The 19,910-nt window shown below is 45.1% G+C and carries 17 protein-coding genes; all 17 read left to right on the top strand.

Annotation, left to right across the window (positions count from 1 at the left end):
- The first annotated feature begins 14 nt into the window (after nt 1-14).
- Nucleotides 15-2,222, top strand: a complete 2,208-nt coding sequence (gene glgB, locus H9Q76_RS05625) for a 1,4-alpha-glucan branching protein GlgB (protein ID WP_249321809.1) — start codon at nt 15-17, stop codon at nt 2,220-2,222.
- Between the two features lie 99 nt (nt 2,223-2,321).
- Nucleotides 2,322-3,173, top strand: coding sequence for a mechanosensitive ion channel family protein (locus H9Q76_RS05630; protein WP_021984321.1), 852 nt, complete (start codon nt 2,322-2,324; stop codon nt 3,171-3,173).
- Between the two features lie 77 nt (nt 3,174-3,250).
- Nucleotides 3,251-4,381, top strand: a complete 1,131-nt coding sequence (locus tag H9Q76_RS05635; RefSeq protein WP_118545077.1) for a CobW family GTP-binding protein — start codon at nt 3,251-3,253, stop codon at nt 4,379-4,381.
- 44 nt (nt 4,382-4,425) lie between these two features.
- Nucleotides 4,426-5,388, top strand: coding sequence for a TIGR03943 family putative permease subunit (locus H9Q76_RS05640; RefSeq protein WP_021984324.1), 963 nt, complete (start codon nt 4,426-4,428; stop codon nt 5,386-5,388).
- 29 nt (nt 5,389-5,417) lie between these two features.
- Nucleotides 5,418-6,134, top strand: coding sequence for a metal ABC transporter ATP-binding protein (locus tag H9Q76_RS05645; protein ID WP_021984325.1), 717 nt, complete (start codon nt 5,418-5,420; stop codon nt 6,132-6,134).
- Between the two features lie 2 nt (nt 6,135-6,136).
- Nucleotides 6,137-6,976, top strand: a complete 840-nt coding sequence (locus H9Q76_RS05650) for a metal ABC transporter permease (protein ID WP_117780694.1) — start codon at nt 6,137-6,139, stop codon at nt 6,974-6,976.
- Nucleotides 6,977-6,987: 11 nt separating this feature from the next.
- Nucleotides 6,988-8,046: a metal ABC transporter substrate-binding protein gene (locus H9Q76_RS05655; protein ID WP_249321810.1), complete on the top strand. Its 1,059-nt coding sequence runs from the start codon at nt 6,988-6,990 to the stop codon at nt 8,044-8,046.
- Between the two features lie 112 nt (nt 8,047-8,158).
- Nucleotides 8,159-9,799, top strand: coding sequence for a S1C family serine protease (locus H9Q76_RS05660; RefSeq protein WP_249321811.1), 1,641 nt, complete (start codon nt 8,159-8,161; stop codon nt 9,797-9,799).
- Nucleotides 9,800-9,992: 193 nt separating this feature from the next.
- Nucleotides 9,993-11,045, top strand: a complete 1,053-nt coding sequence (gene hrcA / locus H9Q76_RS05665; RefSeq protein ID WP_021984329.1) for a heat-inducible transcriptional repressor HrcA — start codon at nt 9,993-9,995, stop codon at nt 11,043-11,045.
- The gene (gene grpE / locus H9Q76_RS05670; RefSeq protein ID WP_243276275.1) at nt 11,035-11,688 is read left to right on the top strand and encodes a nucleotide exchange factor GrpE; all 654 of its coding nucleotides are present in this window, start codon (nt 11,035-11,037) and stop codon (nt 11,686-11,688) included. The genes hrcA and grpE overlap by 11 nt, the downstream gene beginning before the upstream one ends.
- A 59-nt stretch (nt 11,689-11,747) precedes the next feature.
- Nucleotides 11,748-13,592: a molecular chaperone DnaK gene (dnaK, locus tag H9Q76_RS05675; RefSeq protein ID WP_021984331.1), complete on the top strand. Its 1,845-nt coding sequence runs from the start codon at nt 11,748-11,750 to the stop codon at nt 13,590-13,592.
- Nucleotides 13,593-13,651: 59 nt separating this feature from the next.
- Complete coding sequence (dnaJ, locus tag H9Q76_RS05680) at nt 13,652-14,818, top strand: molecular chaperone DnaJ (protein WP_021984332.1); 1,167 nt, start codon at nt 13,652-13,654, stop codon at nt 14,816-14,818.
- 10 nt (nt 14,819-14,828) lie between these two features.
- On the top strand, nt 14,829-15,833 hold the full coding sequence (prmA, locus tag H9Q76_RS05685) for a 50S ribosomal protein L11 methyltransferase (RefSeq protein ID WP_021984333.1): 1,005 nt from the start codon (nt 14,829-14,831) through the stop codon (nt 15,831-15,833).
- Between the two features lie 26 nt (nt 15,834-15,859).
- A complete protein-coding gene (locus H9Q76_RS05690; protein WP_021984334.1) occupies nt 15,860-17,587 on the top strand; it encodes a serine/threonine protein kinase in 1,728 nt (575 codons plus the stop codon).
- Nucleotides 17,588-17,825: 238 nt separating this feature from the next.
- Nucleotides 17,826-18,536 carry a LytR/AlgR family response regulator transcription factor gene (locus H9Q76_RS05695; RefSeq protein WP_021984335.1) on the top strand — a complete coding sequence of 237 codons (711 nt, stop codon included), beginning with the start codon at nt 17,826-17,828 and terminating at the stop codon, nt 18,534-18,536.
- A gap of 64 nt (nt 18,537-18,600) precedes the next feature.
- The gene (locus H9Q76_RS05700) at nt 18,601-19,665 is read left to right on the top strand and encodes a LytTR family transcriptional regulator DNA-binding domain-containing protein (protein WP_117780691.1); all 1,065 of its coding nucleotides are present in this window, start codon (nt 18,601-18,603) and stop codon (nt 19,663-19,665) included.
- A gap of 21 nt (nt 19,666-19,686) precedes the next feature.
- Nucleotides 19,687-19,848 (top strand): hypothetical protein, encoded by a 162-nt coding sequence (locus tag H9Q76_RS05705; RefSeq protein ID WP_021984337.1) that lies wholly within the window; start codon nt 19,687-19,689, stop codon nt 19,846-19,848.
- Nucleotides 19,849-19,910: the final 62 nt, after the last annotated feature.

Genomic DNA, 19,910 nt, shown 5'->3' on the forward strand with positions numbered 1-19,910 from the left:
GAGACACATTTGACATGTCCAAAAGAAAAGCAGTTTTTGCTATAAACTGGATGGAAGTCGATGCTTTGGTCCAGGGTATTCATAACAACCCGCATCATATTCTTGGTATGCATGAGTGTATCGATGATCTGTATATCAATGCATATCTGCCGGGGGCAAAGGTTGTGAATGCCATTGAGGCATCCACGAAGAAGAAGTACACGCTTGTATCGGAGCGTGTGCCGGGTTTTTTCTCTGTGGTTATAAAAGATAAGAAACCATTTGAATATAAATTGAACGTCCGGTTTGACAATGGTGACGAAGTGACATATTTTGATCCGTACGTGTTCGAACCGGTAATTGATCCGATTGATATCAGTTTGTTCAATGAGGGAAAACATTATAGCATCTATGAGAAGATGGGTGCACATCCAATGACCGTGGATGGTGTGGAAGGTGTACTGTTTGCTGTATGGGCACCGAATGCAGACCGAGTATCGGTGGTTGGTAATTTCAATAACTGGGATGGCAGACGGCATCCGATGCGGAAGTTGGATTATTCCGGTATTTATGAGTTGTTTATCCCGGGTAAGCTGGTTGGAGAGATCTACAAGTATGAGATTAAAGCAAAGTCCGGACAGGTATTCATGAAGAGTGATCCGTATGCATTCAGCAGTGAGGTGCGTCCGGCAAATGCATCCCGCATCGTGGATATTTCCTATAAATGGAAGGATGCCGCGTGGATGGAGAAGCGGGAAAATAAGAATACCGACGAACAGCCAATGGCAATCTATGAGATGCATCTTGGTTCCTGGAAGCGTCCAACGGATGGCAGAGAGTTCTACAATTATCGCGATATCGCAAGCCTGCTTGCGGATTATCTGTTGATGATGAATTATAATTATGTCGAGTTGATGCCAATCATGGAGCATCCGTATGATCCGTCCTGGGGCTATCAGGTAACCGGATATTATGCACCGACCTCCCGTTATGGTTCACCGGCAGATTTTATGTATTTTGTTGATTATCTGCATAGCAAGGGAATCGGCGTGATCTTAGACTGGGTTCCGGCACATTTTCCGAAGGATGAGCATGGACTTGGCAGATTTGATGGCACAGCACTTTATGAGCATGAGGACCCTAAGCGTGGGGAACATCCACACTGGGGGACATATATATACAATTACGGACGCAATGAAGTCCGGAATTTCTTAGTTGCGAATGCTCTTTACTGGGCGGAGAAATATCATATTGATGGTATCCGGATTGACGCGGTCGCATCCATGTTGTATCTGGATTATGGACGTGGCGATGGTGAGTGGCTGCCGAACATCTATGGTGGCAATGAGAATCTCGAAGCGATTGATTTCATTAAGGAATTAAACAGCAAGATGCATGAACTGCACAAGGGAGTTATCATGATTGCGGAGGAGTCAACCGCATGGCCGATGATGACGCATCCGGTTGAGGCTGGCGGACTTGGATTTGATTACAAGTGGAATATGGGATGGATGAATGATTTCCTGAACTATATGAAGCTTGATCCGTTGTACCGCAAATATCATCACAACGATCTGACGTTCAGTATGGTATATGCATACAGCGAGAAATTTATTCTCGTACTTTCCCATGACGAGGTTGTTCATGAGAAAGGATCTATGATTGCGAAGATGCCGGGCGGATACGAAGACAAATTCTCGAATCTGCGTGTGGCATATGGGTATATGATGACGCATCCGGGCAAGAAGCTTTTGTTCATGGGACAGGAGATTGCGCAGTTTACGGAATTCAACGAGAATGCGGAAGTAGACTGGTCACTGTTCGAGTTTGATGCACATGTATTTATGCAGGGGTACGTTAAAGAGTTGAATGAACTTTACAAGACGGAACCTGCATTGTATGAGCTTGATTCTTCACCGGAAGGATTCACATGGATCAACTGTAATAGTGCAAATACAAGCCTTCTTTCTTATGTTAGAAAAGGTAAGAAGGAGAGCGATACGCTTTTGATCATCTGTAACTTCACACCGATGGAACACAAAGCATACAAGCTTGCTACTCCATCCGGCGGAAGATGGCAGGAGATTTTCTCCAGCGATAACAACCGTTATGGTGGCGAGGGCAGAAATAACAAGACAGTGAAACAGGCGAAGAAAGCAGAGTGTGACGGACAGGAACATTATATCTCCGTTACAGTACCACCACTTTCTATCAGCGTATTCAAGAAGAAAATTGGCAAATAATTAAGATGAAACGGGCTGTCCTTCGTGAGAAGGGCAGCCTGTGAAGTTTTATGGATAAATGAATATTTACTTATATGAACATAAAAAGGAGGGACTTGATTGGAAGACATCAAAGACATTGAATCGTCCAAGATCGAAGAGTATCTGAGCAAGCTTGGAGACTGGGCGTTAAATAAAGGGTTTCAGTTAGTACTTGCAATTATATGTATGTATATCGGCATGAAGCTGTCGAAGCTGATCGTGAAGATGATACGCAAATCCTTCAAGAAATCAAACATGGAGGAAAGTGTTGCATCTTTTCTGTTATCGCTGATTAAATTCACTTTTTATGCTATCGTATTTATCACGGCTGCATCTATTGTCGGATTTCAGGTGACATCGTTAGTTACGATTCTTGGTACTGCCAGTTTAGCAATCGGTCTTGCGCTACAGGGTAGTCTGGCAAACTTCGCAGGCGGTGTGCTGATCCTGATACTCAAGCCGTTCCGTGTCGGGGATTATATCATTGAGAACGACAAGCAGTGTGAAGGTACGGTCGTGTCGATCGACATTTTCTACACGAAGCTGCAGACATACGATAACCGGATCATTGTGATTCCGAACGGAAACATTACATCCCATTCGCTTGTCAATGTGACAGCAGCAGGAATAAGAAAACTGGATATCTCAATCGGCGTTGCGTATGATTCTGATCTGAAAAAGGTGAAGGATACGCTGTATCAGGTTGTGACGGAGAACCAGTATTATGATAAGACGAAGGAAGTCGATGTGTTCGTGGATTCCTTCGGGGACAGCAGCATCAAGATGGGTGTCCGCTGTATGGTTGCGACAGAGAACTACTGGAAGGCAAAATGGGAGATACAGGAAGCAATCAAATATGCATTTGATGCGCAGGGAATCGAGATTCCGTTTGACCAGATGGAAGTGACTTTGAAGAATAAGGATGTATAGCATATGGAAAAAATAATAGAAATGTGCTATTATATAAAGTTGACAAAAATAGAAATAATTTTTAGGAGGCAATAGAGATGACAAAGATTGATATTCTTTCAGGATTTTTAGGTGCAGGCAAGACAACATTGATTAAGAAACTGATTGCCGAGGCATATCAGGGTGAGAAGCTTGTATTGATCGAGAATGAATTTGGTGAGATCGGTATTGATGGCGGTTTCATGAAGGATGCAGGTGTGGAAGTCACAGAGATGAATTCCGGTTGTATCTGCTGTTCCCTTGTTGGAGATTTTGGTACAGCATTGAAGAAGGTAATCGTGGATTATGCACCAGATCGTGTAATCATCGAGCCATCCGGTGTTGGTAAGCTGTCAGATGTTATGAAGGCAGTTGAAGATGCAAAGCAGGATGCGGATGTTGTAATCAACAGTGCAACAACCGTTGTTGATGTGGCAAAGTGCAAGATGTATATGAAGAACTTCGGTGAGTTCTTCAACAACCAGGTAGAAAGTGCTGGAACGATTGTACTTTCCCGTACACAGAATGTACCGGAGAAGAAGGTAAACGATACAGTTGCTATGCTGCGTGAGCATAACAAGGATGCAGCCATTATCACAACACCTTGGGATGACATCGACGGTAAGGTAATCTTGGATGCGATGGAACATGCAAATACGCTCGATAAGCTGATCAAAGAGGCAGTTGAGATTGCAAGAAAGCATGAGGAAGAGCATCATCACCACGATCACGATCATGACCATGAGGAGCATGAACATCATCATGATCACGAGCATGAGGAGCATGAACATCATCATGATCACGAGCATGAGGAACACGAGCATCATCATGATCACGACCATCACGAGCATGGACCTGGATGTACATGTGGCTGCCACGACCATGACCACCATCATGATCATCATGCAGATGAGGTATTTACAAGCTGGGGCAAGGAGACTGCTAAGAAGTTTGCAGATGCCGATATGGAACAGATCCTGAAGACACTGGCTGACAACGCAGACGAATATGGTATCATCCTGCGTGCCAAGGGTATTGTTCCAAATACGGACGGCGAGTGGATTCACTTCGACCTGACACCGGGCGAATATGAGATCCGTAAGGGCACAGCTGATTACACAGGTAAGCTTTGTGTCATCGGAAGCAATCTGAAGGAAGATAAGCTGGCAGAGTTGTTCGGGGTTGCATAATCCCGGCACTTTGCGTAAAGGATAGAGAAGAAAGGAAATAGAGTATGGGACCAACAAAGGAAGTAGAAGAGATTCCGGTATATATGTTTATGGGCTTTCTGGAAAGCGGAAAGACAACCTTTGCGAACGAAACTCTGATTGACCGTGGATTTACAGAAGGCGAACCGACCCTTCTGCTTGTCTGCGAAGAGGGAATCGAGGAGTACGATGAGGAGTATCTGAAGAGTCAGAATATCTTCGTGGAATATCTGGAGGAATCCAACTTAAATACCGAATATCTGCTTGACCTGCAGGATAAGTATAAGCCGACCCGTGTGATGATCGAGTATAACGGTACATGGAAGATGGATAAGCTGTTTTCCATCCGCGTGCCAAAGGGCTGGACAATCGTACAGGTAATCACATTTGTCGATGCATCCACCTTTGATGTATATGTAGCAAATATGAAAGCGATGATGATGGAACAGTTATCGAGCGCAGATATGATCATCTTCAACCGATGCGATGAGAATACAAAGCGTGCGGAGTACCGCCGGAGCATTCGTGCGGTAAATCGTCGTGCGCAGGTGATCTTCGAGAACAAGGATGGCGCAGCCGATGTCGGTGATGAGGAGTTAGATCTGCCATATGAGATCGACAAGCCAAGTATCACACTCGAGGATGAAGATTATGGTATCTTCTATATTGATGCCTGCGACAATCCGGACAAATACGTCGGAAAGCAGATCACATTTAAGGCGATGGTACACAAGCCGAAAAGCTACAAGGCAAACGAATTCGTACCAGGTAGATTTGCGATGACCTGCTGTGCCGAAGATGTCGCATTTATCGGATTTAAGTGCTATTCCGATCTGGCAAAGCATCTGAAGGACAGACAGTGGGTAACAGTTACGGGAACCATTGACAAAGAATTTTATCCGGAGTTTGAGGGCGAAGGACCTGTGATCCGTGCCACGAAGATCGAACCGGCCAAACCAGCCGAAGAAGAACTTGTATATTTCAACTAATTAAGGAGAATTAGAAAGGAGGAACCGCGATGGTTCTATCATGTGAAGATGTATCCCTTGGATACGAAGGAAAACCAGTGGTTGAACATCTGAATTTCCGTCTCGAACAAGGAGATTATCTCTGCATCCTTGGAGAAAACGGTTCCGGAAAAAGTACTCTGATGAAAGCGATTCTGGGACTGAAAAGTCCTATGCAGGGAATGCTTGTCAGAGGCGAAGATTTGAAAGCAAATGAAATTGGATATCTGCCACAGCAGACTGTGACACAACGCGATTTTCCTGCATCCGTGCAGGAAATCGTTTTGTCAGGGTTCTTGTCGAAACGTGGCATGCGTCCATTCTATAACAAAGAGGAGCGGAAAATCGCACAGAAGAACATGAAACGGCTGGAGATTGAACCATTCATGAAGAAATGCTACCGCGATCTGTCCGGTGGACAGCAGCAGCGCGTGTTGCTTGCGCGGGCACTCTGTGCAACCTCGAAGCTCCTGTTGCTTGATGAGCCGGTAGCGGGATTGGATCCACGTGTGACAGCCGAGATGTATGAGCTGATCCAGAAGCTGAACCGGGAAGGTATCACGATCATTATGGTATCGCACGATACACAGGCAGCCGCACAATATGCGAACAAGGTGCTGCATGTGAGTGATAAACCAGAGTTTTTCGATTCCAAGGAAGCGTATTTGAAGAGCGCAATCGGCAGACAGTATGCGGATTACGCAACGACAAGAGAAGAAGGAGTATAGATATGTGGAATACATTAGTTGAATACCTGCAATATCCATTTGTCCGTCGGATCTTAGTTGCTGGTGTGCTGGTTGCCTTTTGTGCATCCATGCTTGGCGTGACACTTGTGTTAAAACGCTTTTCTTATATTGGAGACGGACTGTCCCATGTGGCATTTGCTGCGATGGCAATCGCGATGGTGCTGCGGATGACGAACAATACACTTATAATATTGCCGATCACGGTTGTGGCAGCAATCCTGATGCTGAAGACTGGACAGAATGCGAAGATCAACGGAGATGCCGTGATCGCGATGCTTTCCGTTGGATCGCTGGCATTTGGATATCTGATCATGAATGTATCCGGAACATCGCAGAATGTATCCGGGGATGTGTGCTCGACACTGTTTGGCGCGGCATCCATACTCACATTATCGAATACAGATGTGTGGATCTGCCTGATTATGTCGCTGTTGGTACTTGTGTTCTACATCTTGTACTATCACAAGATCTTCTCGGTGACATTTGATGAGAATTTTGCACGCGCAACCGGTATTCATACGGGCGCCTACAATGTGCTGATGGCGGTAGTCACAGCCGTTGTGATCGTAGTTGCGATGAATATCGTCGGATCACTTCTGGTATCGGCGCTGATCATATTCCCGGCACTTTCCGCAATGCGTGTATTTAAGAATTATAAGAGTGTGTTTATCTGTTCTGCTGTGTATGGTGTGGTATCCTCTGGCGTGGGAATCCTCATTTCCATCGCGGCATCGACACCGGTCAGTGCGACGATCGTAGCGATTGACATCGTATTATTTGTGATATTCAGCATCATCGGAATCGCACTGCACAGAGAGTAGAGGTGGCGATGATGAAGCACAGACATTTAAAATCAATCGGGATTGCTCTTGTTCTTTGTCTGTCCCTGCTTTCCGGGTGTGCCAAGCCGGTGCAAATGGCGAACAAAGACGAAAATGTGATCCTATGTACGACCTTTGCGGCGTATGACTGGGTGCGGGAAATCCTTGGAGACACAGATACATTTACATGCCGGATGCTGGTCGATAACGGTGTGGACTTACACAGCTACCAGCCAAGTGCACAGGATATCATGAAGATCGCGAATTGCCGGATGTTAGTCTATGTCGGTGGCGAGAGCGATACATGGGTGAGCGATGCGCTTGTGGAGTCCGGAAATGAAAATATTGTTGCAATCAGTCTGTTAGATCTGGTTGGTAACCGCGCGTTAAATGAAGTGGAGTTAGAGGGTGTGGAAGAACACCATCATCACGATCATGACGATGAAGACCATGACCATGAAGCAGAACCGGCAGACCATGCAGAGGGCGAAGCAGACAATACGGATGGACAGAATGCTGCAGAAGATGACCATTACGATGAACATGTGTGGTTATCCCTGAAAAATGCAATCGTCTGCACCGAGACGTTAGCAGATGCTATTACGGAACTGGATTCTGACAATGCAAAACAGTATGTGGCAAACGCTAAAACATATACTGGAAAGCTGGAAGCGTTAGATGATGACTATCAGACGATGCGGGACGCAGCCACACAGACGACGATCTTGGTCGGCGACCGGTTCCCGTTCCTGTATCTGGCAGAGGATTATGATATTCATTACTTTGCCGCATATTCGGGCTGTTCTGCAGATGTGGAGGCAAGTGTGCATACAGTTACCTATCTGGCGGAGAAGCTGCAGGAGTACAAGTTGCAAGCCATCTATGTGGTGGACAATGGTACCGACAGCCTCGCGAATACGATTGCGGAATCCGCAGAGATGCAACCCAAAATTCTGCATTTGTCGTCCATGCAGTCCGTGACGAAGGACGACATAGAAAAAGGATGCACATACCTGTCTTATATGGAAGAAAATCTGCAAATGCTGAAACAAGGTTTGCAGGCACCATAAATGGAATTCACATTTTCTTGACATTTTCTTCAAAATTTAACCATAGCTTGGGGTTATGATTAAGCCATAACAAAGATAAGTAATAAAACTTATGTCGAATGGAGGAATTGATATGATGGATGAATTTGAGAATAACAGAGAAAATGAACATGTGGATCAGACACCACATGCGGAGACACCGTATGACACCGGAGATGGTAATACGGATAATTTGAAGCGTACTGAACAGCAAACAGAACAGCATGCAGAGCATAGACAGGAGGATGCCTATACACAGGCACAGCAGTATGGAAGTACTTACTACGGTGATATGCGTACACAGGAATATATGCAGGCGATGGCAGAACGTGCCCAGCAGATGAGCCAGGGTACCGAGCATTATTATAATAACAATTACCAGCAGCCGAATCAGAATGCATATAATTATGGACAGAACAATTATTATCAGAACGGTTTCCAGAATGCAGACGCAGAACAGCCAAAGGCAAAGGTAAAGAAAGCAAAGAAACAGAGAGTCAAGAAAGCAAAATCACCGAAGACGCCACATAACAAGCGTACCTTCTGGAAGAAGGGTGTGGCAGTTGTTGCAAGTGCAGCCGTATTTGGTGGTGTTGCAGGTGGTGCATTCTACGGAATCGCCGGAAACCAGATCAAGAAGCTTGATGCACTTACAAACACAACGACAGAGGTCGCTTCCACAACATCGGCAGCGACAACCCAGTCTTTGAGCCTGACATCAACCGCTTCGGTTGGAAATGGCATGGATGTCTCCACAATCGCAGAAAATGTTATGCCAAGCGTTGTTGCCATTAACATCTCGGCAATCGTGGAGCAGCAGGGTATGTTTGGTTATACACAGCAGTATGAGGCAGAAGGCTCCGGCTCCGGTATTATCATCGGTGAGAATGACAGCGAGCTTTTGATGGTGACAAACAACCATGTTGTCAGTGATGCCACAACCGTAAATGTAACGTTTGCAGATGGTGAGAGCTACGAGGCACAGGTAAAGAGTACCGATAGCGACACGGACCTTGCAATCGTTGTTGTAAAGCTCAGTGATATAAAGGAATCCACGATGAATCAGATCAAGATCGCCACGATTGGTGATTCGGATTCCCTGAAGGTCGGTGAACAGGTCGTAGCCATTGGTAATGCACTTGGCTATGGACAATCCGTTACAACCGGTATTGTCAGTGCAAAGGATCGTACAAACAGCACGAATACAACACCGCTCATTCAGACCGATGCAGCCATTAACCCTGGTAACAGTGGCGGCGCACTTCTGAATATGAAGGGCGAAGTTATTGGTATTAACTCTTCGAAGTATTCCGATACAACGGTTGAAGGTATGGGATATGCAATTCCAATTACAGCCGTGCAGGATCGTCTGGATGATCTGATGAACCGTCAGACACGTGAAAAGGTTGACGAGAGCGAGAAAGGTTATCTTGGAATCTCCTGTGCAACCGTATCTTCCGATGTGTCAGAAGCATATGGTATTCCAGAGGGCGTGCTTGTCACAGATGTTGCAAGCAAGAGTGCCGCTGAGAAGGCAGGTATCAAAGCAAATTATGTGATTACAAAGATTGATGGACAATCCATCAGCAGTGCTGAGGAACTGACAGAAAAGCTGAATTATTATGCAGTTGGTGAGACAGTGCCAATCACATATGAATACCTGAAAGACGATGCGTATGTGGAGAAAACTGTCGATGTTACATTGATGGAAAATCCAAACGCAAATAACAAATAATATTTACAATCATCCGTGATTTTTCTCCCCTAAAGAGTGCGGTTTTCCGCACTCTTTTCTTATACATGGAAATACACAATTTTTTCACAAAATTATGATAATTTTCCTTGACATTTACTATATGTAGTGGTAGTCTACCAATAGGGTTAGCACTCGATAGATATGAGTGCTAATAAATAAAAGAGGTGATAAGATGGAATTAGATGAGCGTAAGGTAAAAATCCTGAAAGCCATTATTTCCAATTACCTAGAGACTGGGGAACCGGTAGGTTCCAGAACAATCTCAAAGTACACGGATCTGAATTTAAGTTCCGCTACGATTCGTAACGAGATGGCAGATCTGGAGGAAATGGGATACATTATTCAGCCACATACATCGGCAGGACGGATTCCGACAGATGCCGGATACCGGTTCTATGTCGATCAGCTGATGGATGAAAAGGAAGAGTTTGCAGAGGTTGCAAAGCAGGAGCGTGACACACTGTTAGAGCGGGTGGATCGCATGGAGGTGCTCTTAAAGCAGGTTGCAAAGGTACTGGCGTACAATACCAATTATGCAACGATGGTAACAGCACCAAATTATGAGAAAACAGTCAAGTTTATCCAGCTTTCCCTTGTTGATGAAAAAACACTTCTTGCCGTCATAGTGGTTGAGGGTAACATTATTAAGAATCAGATGATTCACATCAATGTAAGCCTTGATAATGAAGATGTTCTGAAATTTAATATCTTATTGAATACCTTCTTACAGGGTGCAAGCTTAGAAGACATCAATTTAGAGATGATTCAGGCGATGAAGAAGCAATCCGGAGGGTATGGCGAGATATTAGACCAGATCTTTCAGGGAATTGTGGAAGCGATACATGAGGCACAGGAACTTGAGGTTTATACCAGCGGTGCGACAAACATTTTGAAGTATCCGGAGCTTGGAGATATCTCCAAGACGAGTGAGCTGCTTGAAAAGCTGGAAGATAAAAATGAAGTATCACATTTGCTGGAAGAGACGACCGGAAAGACAAACGAATCCGGAATTCAGGTATATATTGGAGATGAGACACCAAGCCTGAAAGATTGCTCTCTTGTTACAGCGACCTACCAGATGCCGGAAGGCGCAAAGGGAACGATTGGAATATTGGGACCGAAGAGAATGGATTATAAGAAGGTTGTCAGCACACTGAAGAATCTGACAATTGAACTCGATGAGATATTCAAGAAAGGCGAAGGGGTGAATGAGAATGGCCAATAAGACAAATGTAAATGCAAATAAAGAAGCGGAGACAGTCGAGGAAGTAAAGGCTGTGGATGATGCTCCGGTAACAGAAGGAACCGACGTGAAGGTGAACGAGGAAGAAACTGTTCCGGCAGACAAGAAAGAAGAAGTGGAAGCTGCAAAGCCGAAGCCGGTATCCAAGGGAAACCGCAGAGGCAGCAAGGCCCTTCAGCTGGAACTTGAGAAAGCGAAGGAGCTGGCAGCCGGAAACGAAGAAAAGTATAAGCGTCTGCTGGCAGAGTTTGAGAATATGCGCCAGCGTAACGAGAAGGAATCCAAGAAGATGTATGATATCGGAGCCAAGGAAGTTTTAGAGAAGCTGCTTCCGGTTGTTGACAACTTGGAACGTGCACTTTCCAGTATTCCGGAAGAGGATATGGACCGGGCATTTGAACAGGGTGTCGATAAAATCTACCGGCAGCTCATGGTATCACTTGAGGGACTTGGCGTAAAGCCGATGGATGCAGAAGGCAAGCCATTTGATCCGGATTACCATAATGCGGTAACACATGTAGAGGATGAGAATTACGGAGAGAATGTCGTAGCCGAAGAGATGCAGAAAGGCTATATGTACAAGGATCAGGTATTGCGATACAGCATGGTAAAGGTTGCAAATTAACCTTTTACAATAAATCAATCAGCATATTTTAAGAGATAATAATTAGGAGGAAAAATATTATGGGTAAGATTATTGGTATTGACTTAGGTACAACAAATTCATGTGTAGCTGTTATGGAAGGTGGTAAGCCAGTCGTTATCACAAACGCTGAGGGTTCAAGAACAACTCCTTCTGTTGTAGCATTTACAAAGACCGGCGAGCGTGTCGTTGGTGATGCAGCAAAGCGTCAGGCAGTTACAAACGCAGATAAGACAATCGCTTCTATCAAGAGACATATGGGTAGCGATTACAAGGTAGACATCGATGGTAAGAAGTATTCTCCACAGGAGATTTCAGCTATGATTCTTTCTAAGCTGAAGAGAGATGCCGAGAGCTATATCGGTGAGCCGGTTACAGAAGCAGTTATCACAGTTCCTGCATACTTCACAGATGCACAGAGACAGGCAACAAAGGATGCAGGTAAGATCGCAGGTCTTGATGTAAAGCGTATCATCAACGAGCCTACAGCAGCAGCTCTTTCTTATGGTCTGGATAACGAAGAAGAGCAGAAGATCATGGTATACGACCTTGGTGGTGGTACATTTGATGTATCTATCATTGAGATTGGCGACGGTGTCATCGAGGTTCTTGCTACAGCCGGTGATAACAAGCTTGGTGGTGATGATTTTGATAACGCAATTACACAGTATATGCTCGAAGAGTTCAAGAAGGCTGAGGGCGTAGACCTTTCAACAGATAAGATGGCTATGCAGAGATTGAAGGAAGCAGCAGAGAAGGCAAAGAAAGAGCTTTCATCCGCTACAACAACAAACATCAACCTTCCATTCATCACAGCTACCCAGGATGGTCCAAAGCACTTTGATATGGATCTGACACGTGCAAAGTTTGATGAACTGACAGCACATCTGGTAGATAAGACAAGAGTTCCTGTACAGACAGCATTGAAGGATGCAGATCTGACAGCAGCAGAGCTTGATAAGGTACTTCTGGTCGGTGGTTCTACACGTATCATCGCTGTTCAGGATATGGTTAAGAAGCTGACAGGCAAGGATCCGTTCAAGGGTATCAACCCGGATGAGTGTGTTGCAATCGGTGCTTCTATTCAGGGTGGTAAGCTTGCAGGTGATGCAGGTGCCGGCGAAATCCTTCTGCTGGATGTTACACCACTTACACTTTCTATCGAGACAATGGGTGGTATCGCTACACACCTGATCGAGAGAAATACAACCATTCCTACAAACAAGAGCCAGATCTTCTCAACAGCTCAGGATAATCAGGATGCCGTTGATATCAACATCGTACAGGGTGAGCGTGAGTTCGCAAGAGATAACAAGAGCCTTGGACGTTTCAGACTGGATGGTATCGCTCCTGCAAGACGTGGTGTTCCACAGATCGAGGTTACATTCGATATCGATGCAAACGGTATTGTAAATGTATCTGCAAAGGATCTTGGTACAGGTCGTGAGCAGCATATCACAATCACATCCGGAACATCCCTTTCTGATGAGGATATCGATAGAGCTGTTAAGGAAGCTGCTGAGTACGAGGCACAGGATAAGAAGCGTAAGGAAGCAATCGAGGTTCGTAATGATGCCGATGCTATGGTATTCCAGACAGAGAGAGCACTTTCCGATGTAGGAGATAAGCTTTCTGCAACAGATAAGACAAAGGTAGAGGCTGATCTGAAGGCTTTGAAGGATATCATCGAGAGCACAGATCCGGATGCCATGACAGACTACGATGTAGAGAAGATCAAGGCTGGTAAGGAAACACTGATGAACAGCGCACAGGAATTGTTCTCAAAGCTCTATGAGCAGAACGGTCCTGGAGCAAACGCTGGTACAGGCACAGGCACACCAGATTATTCAGACGATGTAGTTGATGGAGACTACAAGGAAGTCTAAGCGTTAAGACGGGGAGCAAGTTGATAAAAGCAGATTACGAATAATAAGGGTGAGTGCAGATGTCTGATAAAAGAGATTATTATGAAGTCCTCGGAGTCACAAAAGGTGTCTCCGAGGCGGATTTGAAAAAAGCTTACCGTAAGGTAGCGAAGAAATATCACCCGGACACAAACCCGGGAGACAAAGAAGCGGAAGAAAAGTTCAAAGAGGCTGCAGAGGCATATGCTGTACTGTCCGATCCTGAGAAGCGTGCAAAGTATGACCAGTATGGTCATGCTGCATTCGAGCAGGGCGGTGGTCCGGGCGGCTTCGGTGGATTTGACTTCTCAGATATGGGAGATATCTTCGGAGATATCTTCGGAGATATGTTCGGTGGCGGCAGCCGTCAGAGACAGTCCAATGGTCCGGTTAAGGGTGCAAATATCAAGACAACAGTGCGTGTAAGTTTTACAGACGCTGTATTTGGTACACAGACAGAGCTGGAGCTTCCGCTCAAGGATGAATGTACGGTCTGTCATGGTACAGGAGCGCAGCCGGGACATCAGCCGGAGACTTGTAGCAAATGTGCCGGAAAAGGTCAGGTTGTCTATACCCAGCAGTCATTGTTCGGTATGGCAAGAACCGTATCCGTATGTCCGGATTGTGGCGGTTCCGGAAAGATTATCAAGTATAAGTGCAGCAACTGTGCAGGCTCTGGTTATGTAAAGAGTAAGAAGAAGATTCAGGTCGCTATTCCGGCAGGTATTGACAATGGTCAGAGTATCCGTATTCGTGCAAAGGGCGAGCCGGGTATCAACGGCGGTGAACGTGGAGACCTGCTTGTAACCGTGCTTGTTGACCGGGATCCTAGATTCCAGAGACAGGAGTATGATCTTTACTCTTCTGAGCCGATTACATTTACACAGGCAGCGCTGGGAGGCAAGATCACAGTTACAACGATTGATGGACCTTATGAACTGGAGATTAAGCCAGGTACACAGACCGATACAAAGGTAAAACTGAAGGGCAAGGGTGTTCCGACACTTCGTAACAAGACAGTACGAGGCGATCATTACATCACACTGGTTGTTCAGGTACCAGATAAGCTGACAGAAGAGCAGAAATCGATTTTGAACCAGTATGCAAATACAACAGTAAATGCACGTTCCTCTACGGATGCGGCATCGTCCGGTTCTTCGATTTTTGGCGATCATAAGAGAAAGAAAGGGTTCAAAAAAGGATTATAGGTAAGGTAAAATGATGTGGACAAAACTGACCATCGATACAACGGTGGAAGCTGTTGATCTCATCTCTGCATTCTTGGATGAAAAGGGTGTGGAAGGTGTGATGATAGAAGATCATGTGCCACTTACCGAGGAAGATAAGGCTGCTATGTTTGTGGATATCCCGCTGGTTGATGGCGTGGATGATGGAACGGCAAAGGTTTCCTGCTACATAGATGACTCTTTCAATATAGAAACGTTAAGGGCGGATATAGCTGCAGAGCTTACCCGCCTTGAAGCGTTTATACCGGTAGGCAGCAAGAATATAACACTCTCGAATACAGAGGACAAAGACTGGATGAACAACTGGAAGCAGTTCTTCCATCCGATCCGTCTCTATGATGATATTGTCATCAAACCAACATGGGAGACGGTGGAAGATGCGAAGCCAGATGACATCGTGATCGAGATCGATCCGGGGATTGCATTTGGTACCGGATCGCATGAGACGACGAAACTTTGTATCGGACAGTTAAAGAAATATTTAAAGCCGGGCGATATGGTGTTTGATGTCGGCTGTGGAAGTGGTATCTTATCCATGATCGCATCAAGGCTTGGAGCAGGCTTTGTACATGGCATGGATATTGATGAGCTGGCTGTGCGGGCAAGTGAGGAAAATGCGAAACTCAATCATATGGGCGAAGATAAGATCAAGTTCTCGTGTGGCAATCTGCTTGCAGATAATTACATTGGAAAGGGAACAACCTTCCAGCTTGACCGTTCGACGATCAAGGAGACACAGCACCTTGATGTAGACAGACAGTATGATATCGTTGTTGCCAATATTCTGGCAGACGTGATCGTGCCGCTCTCTGCGGTAATCGGCCCATATTTGAAGGACGATGGATATTTTATTACATCTGGAATTCTGGATGTGAAAGAAAACGATGTTACAGATGCGATGAAGGCGAATGGATTTGAAGTCATCGATGTTGTGCATATGAATGATTGGGTATCCGTGATCGGAAGAAAGAAATAATTTGCGACAAATGGGGAGAACGCGGAATGATTGAAAGTCCGTCAAATCGCAGTATGAGTAACACCCGGTGTTTAAAGCCGGGTGTTATTTTAAAAGAGCGATATAAAATTGAAGAGGTGATCGGGGCAGGTGGATTCGGAATCACATACCGTGCATGGGATCCGCTCTTACAGTCGTATGTTGCAATCAAGGAGTATTATCCGTCCGGGATTGCGACGCGGAGCGCAGATTCGTCGAAGGTCTGTGTGCCGGTTGGACAGGAGCAGCGGGAATACCATCGGGGAAGAATTCGCTTTTTAAAAGAAGCGCAGGATGTGGCGCGGTTTCAGTCGGAGCCCAATATTGTAAGCATCTATGATTATCTGGAGGAAAATGATACTGCCTATATGGTCATGGAGTATCTGCATGGCTGTACGCTGAAACAATACATTCGGGAGCATGGAGGACGGCTGGATACGGATCATATCCTCCATATCTGTCTGTCGGTGTTGGACGCACTTGCAGTTGTTCACAAGGCGGGCATGATTCACCGAGATATCAGTCCGGAGAATATTTTTATCTGTGAGGATCTGACCGTCAAGCTGATCGATTTCGGCGCGGCAAAGCAGGTGTATCTCGATGGGGAACAGACGATGTCGGTTGTCTTAAAACCGGGATATGCACCGCCAGAGCAGTATGCAAAAAAGGATAAACAGGGACCGTGGACAGACATCTACGCGCTTGGTGCGACACTTTATTTTGCGGCGACCGGAGAGAAGCCGGAGGAATCGTTTGGACGTGTACTGGAGGATACGATAAAGCCAGTCTGTGAGGTGAACCCGGAGATCCCGCGTGCAATGTCGCAGGTGATCATGCGTGCGATGTCAGTAAAGATTGAGGACCGCTACCAGACGGTGGAGGCAATGCGGGAGGCATTGCTTGCCGGAGAGGGGCAGAATGCGCAGATGGAGCCGTATGTGATCCCAGCATCCCGGATTTCAAAGCGGGATTTGCCGAAGAAACGGGGCTTTCTGATTGGTGTAGCTTTCTGTATCGTAATTATGCTTGTAGTGACAGGAATCTGGATGGCGGGGCGTGTAGCGAAGAAGGCAGGGACGGCAACAGCAACTGAAATGAATGCAGCATCGACAGAGGCGCAGACAGCAACGATGGCGGATGCACAGACTGCCACGGACGCTGAACAGGCAGCAACAGAGGCGGAGAAAACGACACAGGCGGACAATCCGATGGTTATGCATGTGCCAACGAAGGAGGAGCTTGCCGAGCAGGAAAAATCCGATGCGATCCTGAATATCACGTCCTCGGAGACGGAACGCGTCAGTATTGATGCATTTGAATATATGAAGGATGGAAATCAGGGATACAGGATGGAATCCGCAGATGGTCTGGCGGCGGTTGCATATGAGGGAGACTGCGTAAAACTCTGCTTAAAGTATTATGACAGCATTCTGGGGGATACGCCGCAGGTGACAGATGATTTGATCTATTCCTATACCTTTGAACGATATGATTCCGACTATGGAATATACCGGGCAATCTATGATGCGGATGATACATCGGGTTACTGGGACTATGCAACTTTATATCCGCCAGAGTTTCATTTTGCAGATGATTCCTTTACATTGTATATTCCGCTTACTTCGGGGCTGGAGGATGGAAGGTACAAGCTATATTTTTCTTACGAAGATCCTGCTACACAGAAATCGGTGTTTCAGGCGACAATTGAATTTTATCTGAACAGGAGCGCGATGTAATTCGCGCTCCTGTTTGCATAAAAGCGTAAGATATACCAAATTTTACAAATTTTTGTATATTATTTGCATTTTTTGTTTGAGATTCCTCGCTTTTGTTAAGATGTGTTCAATCCATATTTGTAAATAAAACGTAAATTATACCGAATATATAGCCAAATTAGCAGGATTCAGTTTTGATGGTATTTTTTATGATACTATTTATAAAATGAATATTTGGGACTGGGGAAGAGAACAAACGATGAAAATTGGAATTTGCGATGACCGTTATGAAATACGGCACAAAGTAAAGGAAATATTACAGGAAACATATACAGAGGAACAAGGATTCTTAATTCATTCATATACTCCAAACGAAATAAAAATTGATATCGAAGATATGGTATTTGACTGTGAAATCCTGATCATGAATACGGATTATCCAGAGAGCGGCTTGCGGGGGGTGGCGATTGCCAAGCAGATCAATGCAGCATTTCCATTTTGTAAGATTATCTATCTGACCGAGAATGAAAATGCAATCAAGGATGTGTATGAGACCAATCATTGCTATTTTGTCCGGCAAAAGGATGCAGATCAAGTCATGGAGCTTGCAATGCAAAAAGCCGTTAATATGGTAAAGCAGGATACGGCGCGGAAATCACTGGAGATTATCTGTGACGGGCATCATGTATTTATCAATCGTCCGGATATTATTTATATCGAGAAGTGTGGAAGAACCATTAAAATCGTGACGCGGTTCCGGGAATACACCAGTTACAAGTCATTGGCAGGCATCCGCAAAATGCTGGGAGACAATATGATACGTGTGCATGGTGGATATGTTGTGAATTTGACGTATATCACTTATTTAGGTGTGGAAACGCTGGAAGTACAGAATGGAAAGACAATCCCGATCGGCAGGACATACGACAAAGAAGTCAGAAAAGCCTATCAGGAATATTGGAAAAAATAAAAGAACATGGTAAAATAAAAATCGAGTATGTAAATACTCGATTTTTTTATGTGAGGACAAAACGATGTTGCGAATTGGAATCTGTGATGAAAATACGAAAGACCGGACGGTAATCCGACAGATTGTGACGGACACATTGTTCCGGGAAGAAGAATTAAGCTATATTGAATATGCGGAAGCAGAGACATTGGAACAGGAGATACAGGCAAGTACAGTGCCGTTTGATCTGTTGCTAATGGAAATGAAATATAAAAATACAAGTGGGTTACAGCTGGCAAAGCAGATACGGGAGAAAAATCTGGATGTTGATCTGCTGTTTGTAACAGATGAGTCAGATCATGTGTATGAAGGCTATCATGTGCAGGCACAGGGATATGTCTTAAAAGAAGATATGAAGACACAGCTTCCAGACTGTCTGCGGCAATATATGAAACGACGGGCGCAGACTGGTACGATTCTTGTGAAATCAGAGTCGGTTGTGCGCAGTATTCCGATTGCCACAATCCGCTATATAGAAAGCCGCGCCAGAGTGCTGTTGTTACATACAAAAAACGAAGTGATTCCATTTTATGGAAAGCTGGCGGATATTGAACATAAGGTGTTACAACATGGATTTGTGCGTATCCATCAGAGCTTTCTTGTACGGAAGGCCGCGATTGCAGCAATCAATGGATATGAGGCCGTTGTCGGGGAGGATACGCTTCCAATCAGCCGGAAATATTATAAAACGGTGCAGATGCAGTTTCAGCTCAAGCAGAAGATACAGGTGGCAGAGGAGGATATAGATCCGACAGTCACACGGAGTCTGGCGAAAAGCATGGAAAATAATGGCGCAATCATTGGAACAAAGGGCGAGTTGCTTGGAATCATCTACCGCATGAAAGATGGTGAAAGTCTGACGATTGGCAGAGATGCCGAAAAATGTCAGATCGTGCTGAAAAAATCCAACGTGAGCCGGGAACACTGTATTGTAAGACGGCTTGACGATGACACCTATGAAGTGGAGGACTGCTCAAAAAATGGTGTCTATGTGGAAGGTGCCTATCTTGGAAAAGGAAATAAGGTACAGGCGGAGACCGGAAACCGGGTATGGCTGTGTGATGAATCACAGGAATTTCGATTGGGATAGTGGAAAGCGGGAGTGAGACAAATGATCATAAAATGTGAAAAGGGAAAACATTACTATAACACAGTGGAGCATAGTGTGTGTCCATTTTGTGTACAGGTGGAGAAAAAGATAAATGAGCAGAAAAGTGAATTAAATAAACAGGAAGATGAATCTATTTGTATAACGGAAACAACAGATCTGTAAGAATATATAAAATATTCTTTCAAAACGTTATCAGATAAGGTATGATAGGAGACATGCAGAAA

Source organism: Wujia chipingensis (genome assembly GCF_014337155.1).
GTDB lineage: Bacteria > Bacillota > Clostridia > Lachnospirales > Lachnospiraceae > Coprococcus_C > Coprococcus_C hominis.

Coding starts and splice junctions, on each gene's coding strand:
- glgB (WP_249321809.1), top strand. CDS start 15: ATGTCCAAAAGAAAAGCAGTTTTTGCTATAAACTGGATGGAAGTCGAT.
- H9Q76_RS05635 (WP_118545077.1), top strand. CDS start 3,251: ATGACAAAGATTGATATTCTTTCAGGATTTTTAGGTGCAGGCAAGACA.
- H9Q76_RS05640 (WP_021984324.1), top strand. CDS start 4,426: ATGGGACCAACAAAGGAAGTAGAAGAGATTCCGGTATATATGTTTATG.
- H9Q76_RS05645 (WP_021984325.1), top strand. CDS start 5,418: ATGGTTCTATCATGTGAAGATGTATCCCTTGGATACGAAGGAAAACCA.
- H9Q76_RS05650 (WP_117780694.1), top strand. CDS start 6,137: ATGTGGAATACATTAGTTGAATACCTGCAATATCCATTTGTCCGTCGG.
- H9Q76_RS05655 (WP_249321810.1), top strand. CDS start 6,988: ATGAAGCACAGACATTTAAAATCAATCGGGATTGCTCTTGTTCTTTGT.
- H9Q76_RS05660 (WP_249321811.1), top strand. CDS start 8,159: ATGATGGATGAATTTGAGAATAACAGAGAAAATGAACATGTGGATCAG.
- hrcA (WP_021984329.1), top strand. CDS start 9,993: ATGGAATTAGATGAGCGTAAGGTAAAAATCCTGAAAGCCATTATTTCC.
- grpE (WP_243276275.1), top strand. CDS start 11,035: ATGGCCAATAAGACAAATGTAAATGCAAATAAAGAAGCGGAGACAGTC.
- dnaK (WP_021984331.1), top strand. CDS start 11,748: ATGGGTAAGATTATTGGTATTGACTTAGGTACAACAAATTCATGTGTA.
- dnaJ (WP_021984332.1), top strand. CDS start 13,652: ATGTCTGATAAAAGAGATTATTATGAAGTCCTCGGAGTCACAAAAGGT.
- prmA (WP_021984333.1), top strand. CDS start 14,829: ATGATGTGGACAAAACTGACCATCGATACAACGGTGGAAGCTGTTGAT.
- H9Q76_RS05690 (WP_021984334.1), top strand. CDS start 15,860: ATGATTGAAAGTCCGTCAAATCGCAGTATGAGTAACACCCGGTGTTTA.
- H9Q76_RS05695 (WP_021984335.1), top strand. CDS start 17,826: ATGAAAATTGGAATTTGCGATGACCGTTATGAAATACGGCACAAAGTA.
- H9Q76_RS05700 (WP_117780691.1), top strand. CDS start 18,601: ATGTTGCGAATTGGAATCTGTGATGAAAATACGAAAGACCGGACGGTA.
- H9Q76_RS05705 (WP_021984337.1), top strand. CDS start 19,687: ATGATCATAAAATGTGAAAAGGGAAAACATTACTATAACACAGTGGAG.